Genomic DNA, 10,283 nt, shown 5'->3' on the forward strand with positions numbered 1-10,283 from the left:
AGTACTGCGCGCACGGTGGAGAAGGCCCTGTTCGCCCGCCGACTGTTACTCACCGGTCGGCAAGTGCCGGAGGTCTACGCTACTGAGGTGGCCCGTGAACATGCCGACACCTCCATCGCCGAGCTGGACAAGGAGATCGAGAACCTGCTGTTCGAGACCCGGGTGCGCAAGGAGGTCGTCTCCGACACAGTGAGTATGTTGCTCCAGCGTGCGGCCGCGCGCCGCCAGTCATCCCTGAACGCGCCGACCGTACCAACGCTAGATCCACGGCCCTTGAGCAATGGCCGCGTCCCGTAACGGCTTTGCCATGCGCCGGCGCTGGTTCGTGCTGCTGACCCTGTTGGCGCTCGGGCTGGCGTTGGGCATCGGCGCCTTCCTCTGGCACGCGATGCAAACCTCGTCCGTCGTCGCACTCCAGACCCGGATCGAGCTGATGAAGCCCATCTTCACCACGATCCGGTTACTGCTGATCGCCTTGGTGGCACTGGCATGGCCAGCGATGACGCGAGGACTCCATCGATGGGGCCGGGTGGATGAGGCGGGGGCAGCGCGGTTGCTGTCCCTGCGTTGGCGGATCGTGATCTGGCTGGGCGTGATCGAACTGGTGCTTGGGCAGAACCTTCTGAGCCGATTCCTCACTGCATTGCAGGGAACCAGTGCATGACTGTCGATAGCTATCTGGAATTGTTTACGACCCTGTTCGGCTGGGCCTTCTACGGCATCCTCTGGGATGTGCTGGTGGGAACGGGCATCGTGTTCCTGCCGTTTCTCGGCATTCTCATCGACAACTGGCGGGAGCCGGCCGAAGGCGGCGAGTTCGGCACCGTCACTGGGTTGTCGCTGCGCCGTATGGAACTGGAGCTGTTTATCGCGTTGCTGGTTGTGGTCCTGGCCGGGCAGCCGGCCGCGCTGACGCCGTTGAACGCCGGTACGCTCAGCTACACACCACCGCCGACCTTGATCGATCCCACGCCCGCCACCGCGACGGTTGGCGCACCCCAGAGCACCTATGGCACGACCGGGTTCACCGGTTCACCCGCGACCGTGAACATCCCGGTGTGGTGGTACGCGGTGTTGGCCATGACGTCGGGGCTGAACCACGCCGTGATCGAAGGCCTGCCCACGGCCGCCGATATGCGCACCTATGAACAGCAGGCCCGACTGGCCACCATCGCGGATCCGCGCTTAAGGCAAGAGGCCAGCGACTTCTTCAGCCAGTGCTACATCCCGGCGCGCTCGAAATACCAGGCCGAGCGGCCGGCAACCGCTGCGGTCAATGCTTTGTTGAGCACCTACGGGCCGGACGATCCGGACTGGATGGGCTCGCATGTCTATCGCGACGCCCCCGGCTACTACGATACGCTTCGACCGTCCATGCAGATTGCGGGCTGGGCCTACAATGCAGTGCGCGACACTGAGTATGACCCAGCTGCACCACCCACATGGGGCAAGCCCTACTGCAAACAATGGTGGGAAGACGGCTCGATTGGTCTAAGAGAAAAGCTGATTAACGAGGCCGATGCAACATCTGCTGGATTTTCAGGCCTCGTTGTCGCCGTGGCGCCGGCGCTCGCAACCGAGAAACAGAACGACGCCGTCGCCCGCACCGTGCTCACCAACTCTCCGCCGAGCTGGTCGAACAATGACCTCGTGGCAAATAATTCCGGCAGCACTGGGTTGGTGAGCACTGCGGAGAACTTCGTGAAAGGCGGGCTGGCCTCAGGCGGCGTGGTCGCGGCATCGGCCATGTTCTCGGTAACCATGACCGCGGTCCTGCAGGCACTGCCCATGGTGCAGGCGGTACTTCTGCTCGGCATCTACGCCTTGCTACCCATGGTGGTCGTGCTGTCGCGTTACTCCATCTCCATGATGGTGATCGGCGCCATGGCCATCTTCACCGTCAAGTTCTGGAGCGTGCTCTGGTACCTGGCGCTGTGGGTGGATCAGAACCTCATCATGTCCATGTATCCGGACGTCAACATCTTCCTGCAAATCTTCGCCAACCCCGGCGAGCACGACATCAAGCGCATGCTGCTCAACATGATCACGACCAGCCTCTATCTGGGCCTGCCGTTGCTGTGGAGTGGGATGATGGCGTGGGCGGGGGTGAAGGTTGGCCGATCGATAGATGGAGCCACCAACCCGCTACGGGCTCCGGCTCAAGATGCCGGCAGCCAAGGCGGAAATATCGGCAAGACTGTCGTTACAAAAGGAATTAAACGCTAATCCTTTTCGTACCAACCAGCCGCGTCCGTGCCATCGTCCAGTTTGCCGGTCCGATAGTTAAGCACACCGCCGCGTACAGCATTATCTGTCGCTTCACTCGTATCAGAGGTCTTAGCGCTACTCGCTAACAAGCCGATAACGTTGACCATGATATTGATCAATATGCTGACAATGGCCTTGACGAATCGGCCAAGTCGTACGAAGCGGTTGGTTATACGGTTTTTGTAGATCATCATCATTATAATAGCTCTTACCTAGCTACTTTTCGCAGCGTCTCTGGTAAAAACTTATCTATTTCCTCATCTGAAAATGTCATTTCTTCACGCATTTTTAGCCCCTGACTGGCGTGTTTGTAAGCCTTGGGGGTTGTTCGCGGTGCTGACGAGTAAATTCCGGCTAGCTCAGTCTGTAGTTCATCTCGTGTCTTCCTAACCAGGTCCATGTCGATTTCTATTGCTTGAAGATCGGTAAGTATTGAGAGATAGGACTCGCGGATATTCCATAACTCAGTCGCAGTTTTCTTGTGCTGCTCAGCTTGCTGCCCAGGGTCTACATCTTTGACGTACGCATTCAGAACGAGCAATGCAGTGGAAATGACTGCCGATACAATAGCGGCAATCTGACTGGTATCGTGTTCTCCAACAAGCACTGTTACCAAACCACCTGTTGTCAATGCAGACAAGACAATCTGTGCCAGCTTTACTCGGGCTAGCCATTGCATGCAAAGGTCAGCGTCTTTTTCGTGGGTCTTGGTTGCATAAACCACACGGCCAAAACATTCCCTGATCTGTGATTCCAGGGCAGACTTTTCAACGTTAGGCTGGGAACTCTGTTCCATAAATCTCTCTCCATTTCTGTCGCGCAGTCCAACCATATTTGTCACTTTGGTAACTACATGCCTCGACAGCAATGTTTTTGCATCTTAGTGCTTTATATTCAAAAGCACCCTTTCGCCATACATATTGATTAGCACCTGGTGATAGCCAATATTGTTTATCCGTAGGCTGCGTTCTCAGATATTCAAAAAAGTCCCGACTCATAAAATCATAGTATAAATACGATTTGTCACGATATTCGTAACCCCGAATAAAATTGTAGGCTAAAGTGTCGATCAGCAATCCACTAATTGGGATATCCCATTTTTTCTTCCATGCTCTCGCCATCTTACATAGATTTTTAAGGTTCCCGTTACAGTCTTTGTCTATACGATTGATTTCGGAGATCTCGGGGCGAGGATTAGTAGTTTTCCACGAGCCCCCGCCATTAGAGTCAGGAAATGTAAAGCTGCCGTCCGTATTAACAAATGCAGGTAGTGTTTCGAAAGTAATGCCATCTTGGAAGGAGACGGCCACGATCTGACCGTCAGCACCAACATGCGTTGTAGAATAAGTCTTTTGAAGAGCACTCCTTACAAGCTGTAGTAGCGCTGACTGTCCGTTGCCAGAATACGCGTTATAGGTGTTGTAGTATGAAACAGGCAACCAAAAGATCATATCTACATCGCTGGTTTTTCCGGTGGCAGTGTTTCTGCCAAAAGAACCAGCATATATGCTGTGATTGGTTCGGGAGTCGGTGTTCCAAAACTCCAGGTTAAACCTGCGAGTGATTAGTTCGTAGCGGCTTGATATTGAATCCCTGTTTGTAACAGCCAGGTTGCCACAAAATGTTTTGAAATCTTCCCCAACTCCCATGTCGTTATACCTGATCCACTCACTGTGTTACCGATTCTGAAGACGTTTTTTCTTGGGACTTTCGGTGTCCGATATCTTCTCAGCCGTGTCCAGCAATTGCTTAATGTTTTGAGGTGTAAATCCTGCATCCTTAAGGTATCGAAGCAAATGCATTGCGTCGGGGTTCTCGTGGAGGTAGTCAACGATCTCCGGGTCAGTGGAAGAGGAGAGCCTGAAAAGGACATCGGGATCGGCGGCGAGGGTTTTTGCCAGCGCCTTGATAATCTCAGGACTTGGCGGGCGTTCTTTACCCCGTTCGATGCGGCTAAGATAGGCAGGTGATATTCCCACCAGACCTGCGGTCTCGCGTAACCCCAAGTCCTGGGCGACGCGCAAATCACGAATTGTCTCTCCAAATGCCTTCATAATCGTAAATATATACTGGCGTTTAGTGTTATGCAACAGTAAAAGTATCTGGTATATTCTGGTAAAGTATGGAAAAGTAACCCGGCTGCGTCTGCGAAATCTGTTAATTTAGTGTCCGATCAAGGACAACAGCTTCCGGGAGTAAGGCATGCAAAATGAAGAAGTATTAAAAATAAAAGATGTTGCCGCGCTGCTGAAGGTCGGTGAAAAGACCATCTATTCCATGTCCCAGTCCGGGGAGCTGCCAGCTTTCAAGGTCCGGGGACAGTGGCGATTTTCCCGAAAGGACATCGATGCGTGGATAGAACAACAGAAACACACAAGCCAGGATTTCGGCGAGGAAGACCAAAAATGATCCAAGCTTTGGTGGATGGAGTTTATATATGAGCAAAAAGAAGAACAAACAGGTCGAGAACACCATACCGGCGGGATACACACTCGACTACGTTTCCGGAAATCAGGTCAAGGAGACAAAGAAAGAGCTGGTTCGCCAGCGGATTGTCCGTGCCCTCATTCATGAATACGGATTCTCGCCAGAGGATATGGATTTGGATTTCTCGATCGGCGGGCGCAAAAAGGTGGATGTCGCCATATTCCACCATGGTAAGGATCACGCTATCGAAAACCTTGGTCGGGCCGTCCTTTGCCGTCCTGAGCCGAATGTTGGCAAAAACACGGTACGCATCCGAGATTTCGAGCAGGCCGCTAAAGACCTTGATGAAGTAGAGAGCGTCATGCGCGAGGTTGATGCCGTGCAGTACGGTCTCTGGACCAACGGTCTGGAATTCTTTTTCCTCGAAAAGGAAAAAAAGCGCTTCGAAATCAAGTGTAACCCCATCGGTGATTGGCCGATGGCGGAAGAGTCGGTGGGCACCAAGGATGTCATCTCCGACGCCCACACCCGTGTGGCCGATAACGAGATGCTGAAGATCACCTTCCGTCGCTGCCACAACTACATCCATGGCAATGAGGGCATGCCCAAGGACGCAGCGTTCTGGCAGTTCCTCTATCTGATCTTCTGCAAAATGCATGATGAGAGCCTACGTGGCAAACAGCGACAGGCTTGGAAGCGTCGCTTTTGGGCTGGACCAAAGGAGCAGTTTGAGGACAAAGGCCGCAAGGAGATTCGCAAGCGGATTGAGGAACTCTTTGCCGATGTAAAAAAGAAATACAAGAAAATCTTTCGCGGCAACGAGGAGATATCTCTATCAGACCGTGCCCTTGCCTTTATCGTTTCCGAGTTGGCCAAGTACGATTTCACCCGCACCGATGTTGATGCCAAAGGCGTCGCTTACCAGGAGCTAGTGGGCGTCAACTTGCGAGGCGACCGAGGCCAGTATTTCACCCCGCGAGGCGTGGTGAAGCTGGTCGTTGAAATGCTCGATCCCAAGGAAAATGAAACCTTACTGGACCCAGCGTGCGGGACTGGCGGTTTCCTCGTCGCCACCTTGGGGCACATGCTAAAAAAATTCCGCGATGAACAAAACACCCAGCCAGGGAACGAGAACACCACCGAGTTCCTGAATGTCCATGAGCAACTGAAAGAATATGCGGCGGCCAATGTTTTTGGTGCCGATTTCGATCCGTTTCTGATCCGTGCTGCACAGATGAATATGGTTCTGGCGGGCGATGGCCGTGGACACATTTACAATATCAACTCGCTGGAGTTCCCCCTGGGTCATCTGGCTGATCTACCAATCGCGAAGAAAGAAATTCCGCTGGGTTCCGTAGATATCATCGCAACCAATCCGCCGTTTGGTTCAGACATCCCGATCACAGACAAACACATTCTGGAGCAATATGAGCTGGCGCACGCCTGGGAACAGGACGGCGAAGGCGGTTACCGCAATACCGGCACGCCCAAGGGAAGTGTTTCTCCCGAGATCCTCTTCATCGAACGGTGCATTAAATGGCTCAAACCGGGCACCGGCCGCATGGGTATTGTTTTACCCGACGGGGTTCTGGGCAACCCAGCAGCTGAATACATCCGCTGGTGGATTATGCGCGAAACGCAGGTGCTCGCCTCCGTTGATCTGCCGGTGGAATCTTTCATCGCCGAGGCCAACGTCAACATCCTCACCAGCCTGCTGTTCCTGCGCCGCAAGAGCGAACAGGAAAAACGCGCAGAGGCTTTGGGTGGTATTGAGGAATACCCGGTTTTTATGGCAGTCGCGGACAAGGTTGGTTTTGACCGCCGCGGCAACAAGCTCTACAAACGCACGCCAGACGGTGAAGAGATTGTTGAGCCTAAGCAACATATTGAGCGTATCCGGATTGGCGGGCGCTATGTGGAACGCACCCTGACCCGAAGTGAAAAGATCGAAGACAATGATCTGCCAGTCATTGCGGAGAAGTACCGAGAGTTTCTCGAAGAACATGACGGGCGGTCGCCTGCAAGGAAAAAATCGGGGAGCCGGGTAAAAGCACAACCCAGGAAGAAGGCAACGGCCCGATGAGCGACGACGACATCATGGAAGCGCAGCAGGATGCCGCCGAAGAGAGCGGCCCCGATAACTTTTTCATCGATATTCTGACCGGCAACAAGGAAAGCATCTCGCCCAAAAAGCTGCTGGTGCAGAAGGTTTTGCGCCAGCTCATCGAGAGTTACGGATTTGACCGGGATGACCTGGAGGTGAACTATAACCCCCAGATCCCTGGCCAGGGGCGCAAGCGCATCGACATCGCAATTTTTCGCCCTGATGCCGAGCACACCAACGATAACCTGCAGCGAACCATCGTCTGCAAGAACCAGAAGAAGCGTGACAAGCTTCGCTCCATAGCCGAGGCTGACACCGACCTGCGCGAGCTCAAAGAGCTGTTGGAGCTGATACCGGGTGCGACGCTGGGTATGTGGACCAACGGACAGGAGGAGTTCCTGCTCCAGGTTGAGCGTAGCCGTTTTGAAGTTAGGTCCAAGCCGCTAGGCGTCTGGCCGGTACCGGGTGAACGCACGAGCGATCTTGATCGCACCGGTGGAGTTATTCAGGTCAGTGCAGAAGCAGAGGACCTGGAAGATATCTTGCTGCGCTGCCGTCAGTACCTGAACCGTAATCTGGGCCTCGACCACAAGGATTCCTTCAAGCAGCTGGCAGTGCTGATGTTGGCCAAGATCCATGACGAGACGCGGCCGACTGGTGAGCGCAAGTTCTGGATCAAGGGCGACGAACCTTTTACCGAGGCAGGTCAGCAGGCGATTGCCCAGCGCATCAACGAATCCATTACCGCCGCTAAGGCCTGGCAGCCAAACCTGCTGACACGTGGTTGGGATCTGACGCTGGAACCGCACGAGACCGCTCGCGTGGTCATGGAACTGGCCCGTTACTCCCTGAGTGAAACCCAACCTCGATTTCGGACCGGGGCCTTCCGGGCGGTCGCACGCAGCGTGATGGACGGGCGCGAGGGCCGCTACCCTACGCCACTTAACGTTGCCGAGATGGCGGTGGAGATGCTCGACCCGCAACCTGGCGAACGCATCATGGATTGTTCCAGCGGCACCGGAACCTTCCTGGCCATGACCGCCGCGCACATCTTCAAGAAGAAACTGGCGGCCATGGGCACCTCACCCGACGAAGCCACCAATGAGCAGATCCGCCAGGCGCAAAACGAAACCGCCGCCTGGGCGGCCAGCAACGCCCTGGGCTGCGACATCGATCCGTTCCTGGCCGTCGCCAGCCGCATGAATCTGCTGTTTACCACCGGCAATCCCGGCCGTGTGTTCCGCATCGATGCCCGAACCTTCCCGGACGGTGATCTGGATGGTATCGAGGCCGCCCGCCCTGCGATGCCGCTGGGCAGCATGGATGTTGTTTTGCTCAACCCCTGGTTCTCGACTCAAGACACCGTGAGCGACACCGCCATCCTGGAGCGCTATGACCTGGGCAACAATTGGGAGCATGACGAAGAAGGTGGATTCCGCAATACCGGCAACCTGAACACCGGCGGCGTGCCGCCCGAGGTGTTGTTTATCGAACGCGCCCTGCAGTGGGTAAAACCTGGCACCGGGCGCATTGCCATTTTATTGCCAGACGGAATTCTCGGGAATCCAGGCGATGAATACGTGCGCTGGTGGATTCTGCGCCATTGCGAAGTGCTGGCGAGTGTCGACCTTCCTGTTGAACCCTTCAAGGTCACCGTCAAGGAGTATGGCCTGACGCCCGCCTTGCCCAGTCTGCTGGTGCTGCGCCGTCGCGGTCAACATGAGCTGATCAATACCGAGCATCCCGAATACAAGGTGTTCATGGCTGTGGTGGATCGGGCTGGTGTGGATGCTCGAGGCAATCTGCTTTTCCAACGCGCTCCCGATGGTGAAGAACTGGTCTTTGATGAGGAAGTGATTGAGCGGGTTCGTGAAGGTGGCGAAGTGGAAATCCGCCGCACCACGCGCCGTAATCGCCGCATTCATGACGAGCTGCCGCTGGTGGCAGAGAAGTACAAGGAATTCCGCGCAACCGGTGAGGTGACGTTATGAGCAGAAAATTCCAATGCAGAGCGATTCCAAGCACCTGGCTGGAAAATAATGGTCGTCGCCTCGACTGCGGGCCATATATGTCGGGAGCTGTTGAAGCTAAAGAACTTCTCAAAAGTCATCCTAATGAACCATTAAAGAATCTCACGGCGGGTCACAACGGCGGGATTTTCAATGGCCCACGCTTCCCTCGGGTTTACGTTGACGACCCCGCGAAAGGAATACCTTTCCTTGGAAGCACCGACATACTGGATGCAGATTTGTCCTTCGTATCTTTGCTTTCGAAAAAGCAGGTGGAGGGGAATCCGGCTTTGGTTCTCGATGAGGGGTGGACCTTGATTACCTGCTCAGGAACTATTGGTCGAATGGCATACGCATCAGCTGAGATGAAAGGCATGGCTGGTTCACAACATTTTATGCGAGTAGTTCCTGATCCCGAAAAAATCAATTCCGGCTATCTGTATGCCTACCTTTCCAGCCGCTTTGGTGTGCCGATTGTAGTATCAGGTACTTACGGCGCGATCATTCAGCACATTGAGCCACATCACATTGCCGATCTCCCTGTTCCTCGTCTCGGTGCAATGGAAGACGAAGCGCATGACTTAGTTCAAGCGGCAGCAGATCTACGCGTAGAGGGGGTGGAACTCCTCAAGACCGCTGGTCGTTTGGTCAACGATCAATTTGGATTCCCAGATAAGCTCGCCTTGTCACATCGGGCATTTTCATGTTCGGTCGCATCGTCTTCGCTGGTACTAAAACGCCTTGAGGCAACCTTCCACGACGCCGTTGCGCAGGAAAGTGACCGATTGATAGCGAGTGTTCCACGCAAGGATGAGCTTTCAACGCTTGGCATCTCTATCAGCGAAACTGGACGGCTGAAACAAGTCTTCGTTGATGAGGAGTACGGTGCACCTTTCCTGACAAGCGGTGAGATTTTCCGCCAGAGATACGAGCCGATCCGCTTTCTGTCCAATCGACTTCTGCCTGATGAAAGTGAGTGGGCTACACAGGAGGGAGATCTTCTCCTGGCTCGGAGTGGTCAGGTTGGCGGCATTATCGGGCGTGGTGTCTGGGCTGATAGCCGCTTTGCTGGGGGCTGTGTATCAGTGGATGTGCTCCGCCTCGGAGCCCAGAACTCGCTGATTCTCCCCGGCTATCTGTACGCCTACCTTTTCCTCACCGATGTTGGCTATCGGCAACTGATCCGGACAGCGGCGGGAAGCTCCATTCCGCATCTCTCGGCCCCAGATGTGTTGCGGCTGCTCATTCCGAGGTGTGATAGCTCCATTGAGGAACAGATCAATAATCTTGTCTGGGATGCCGGTCGCAAGCGGGCTGAAGCACAGGAGAAAGAAGACAAAGCTCGCACCCTCGTCGAGCGCACCATTGAGGAGGGAGGTCGCTAATGGCGAAGGTCATACCCATCGGGCAACCCGCGAACGAATCTGAACGCCAGGCCATTGGCTTCCTTCGGGATCACTTGCCCGATGGCTGGC

General features: G+C 54.7%; 10 protein-coding genes and 1 pseudogene. 7 read left to right on the forward strand and 4 right to left on the reverse strand.

Annotated features, from left to right (window positions below; genetic code table 11):
* The 3 genes and pseudogenes from RQ738_RS12160 to RQ738_RS12170 all read left to right on the forward strand — a co-directional run.
* Positions 1-297 (forward strand): annotated as a pseudogene (locus tag RQ738_RS12160) (integrating conjugative element protein); the annotation flags it as partial.
* Positions 281-664 carry a hypothetical protein gene (locus RQ738_RS12165; protein WP_314165511.1) on the forward strand — a complete coding sequence of 128 codons (384 nt, stop codon included), beginning with the start codon at positions 281-283 and terminating at the stop codon, positions 662-664. The pseudogene RQ738_RS12160 and the gene RQ738_RS12165, both read left to right, overlap by 17 nt.
* Positions 661-2,226, forward strand: a complete 1,566-nt coding sequence (locus tag RQ738_RS12170) for a conjugal transfer protein TraG N-terminal domain-containing protein (protein WP_314165512.1) — start codon at positions 661-663, stop codon at positions 2,224-2,226. The genes RQ738_RS12165 and RQ738_RS12170 overlap by 4 nt, the downstream gene beginning before the upstream one ends.
* Here RQ738_RS12170 and RQ738_RS12175 read toward each other — a convergent pair.
* From RQ738_RS12175 to RQ738_RS12190, 4 genes are read right to left on the reverse strand one after another with little or no spacing between them, the layout of a single operon-like run.
* Positions 2,223-2,465: a hypothetical protein gene (locus tag RQ738_RS12175; protein WP_314165514.1), complete on the reverse strand. Its 243-nt coding sequence runs from the start codon at positions 2,463-2,465 to the stop codon at positions 2,223-2,225. The genes RQ738_RS12170 and RQ738_RS12175 overlap by 4 nt on opposite strands.
* An 11-nt stretch (positions 2,466-2,476) precedes the next feature.
* Positions 2,477-3,064 (reverse strand): SLATT domain-containing protein, encoded by a 588-nt coding sequence (locus RQ738_RS12180; protein ID WP_314165515.1) that lies wholly within the window; start codon positions 3,062-3,064, stop codon positions 2,477-2,479.
* A complete protein-coding gene (locus tag RQ738_RS12185) occupies positions 3,042-3,917 on the reverse strand; it encodes an SMODS domain-containing nucleotidyltransferase (protein WP_314165516.1) in 876 nt (291 codons plus the stop codon). Before RQ738_RS12185 ends, RQ738_RS12180 begins: the two co-directional genes overlap by 23 nt.
* Positions 3,918-3,944: 27 nt before the next feature.
* A complete protein-coding gene (locus RQ738_RS12190) occupies positions 3,945-4,322 on the reverse strand; it encodes a helix-turn-helix transcriptional regulator (RefSeq protein ID WP_314165517.1) in 378 nt (125 codons plus the stop codon).
* 148 nt (positions 4,323-4,470) lie between these two features.
* Between RQ738_RS12190 and mads1 the strand changes: the two genes are divergently transcribed.
* From mads1 to mads5, 4 genes are read left to right on the forward strand one after another with little or no spacing between them, the layout of a single operon-like run.
* Positions 4,471-4,677, forward strand: coding sequence for a methylation-associated defense system helix-turn-helix domain-containing protein MAD1 (gene mads1 / locus RQ738_RS12195; protein ID WP_314165518.1), 207 nt, complete (start codon positions 4,471-4,473; stop codon positions 4,675-4,677).
* A 28-nt stretch (positions 4,678-4,705) separates the two neighbouring features.
* A complete protein-coding gene (mads2, locus tag RQ738_RS12200) occupies positions 4,706-6,778 on the forward strand; it encodes a methylation-associated defense system DNA methyltransferase MAD2 (protein ID WP_314165519.1) in 2,073 nt (690 codons plus the stop codon).
* Positions 6,775-8,790, forward strand: coding sequence for a methylation-associated defense system DNA methyltransferase MAD2 (gene mads2, locus RQ738_RS12205; RefSeq protein WP_314165520.1), 2,016 nt, complete (start codon positions 6,775-6,777; stop codon positions 8,788-8,790). Before mads2 (RQ738_RS12200) ends, mads2 (RQ738_RS12205) begins: the two co-directional genes overlap by 4 nt.
* Positions 8,787-10,193 (forward strand): methylation-associated defense system restriction endonuclease subunit S MAD5, encoded by a 1,407-nt coding sequence (mads5, locus tag RQ738_RS12210; protein WP_314165521.1) that lies wholly within the window; start codon positions 8,787-8,789, stop codon positions 10,191-10,193. The genes mads2 (RQ738_RS12205) and mads5 overlap by 4 nt, the downstream gene beginning before the upstream one ends.
* Positions 10,194-10,283 lie beyond the last annotated feature (90 nt).

Source organism: Sulfuriflexus sp. (assembly GCF_032250955.1).
In the GTDB taxonomy this organism is placed as follows: Bacteria; Pseudomonadota; Gammaproteobacteria; order AKS1; family AKS1; genus Sulfuriflexus.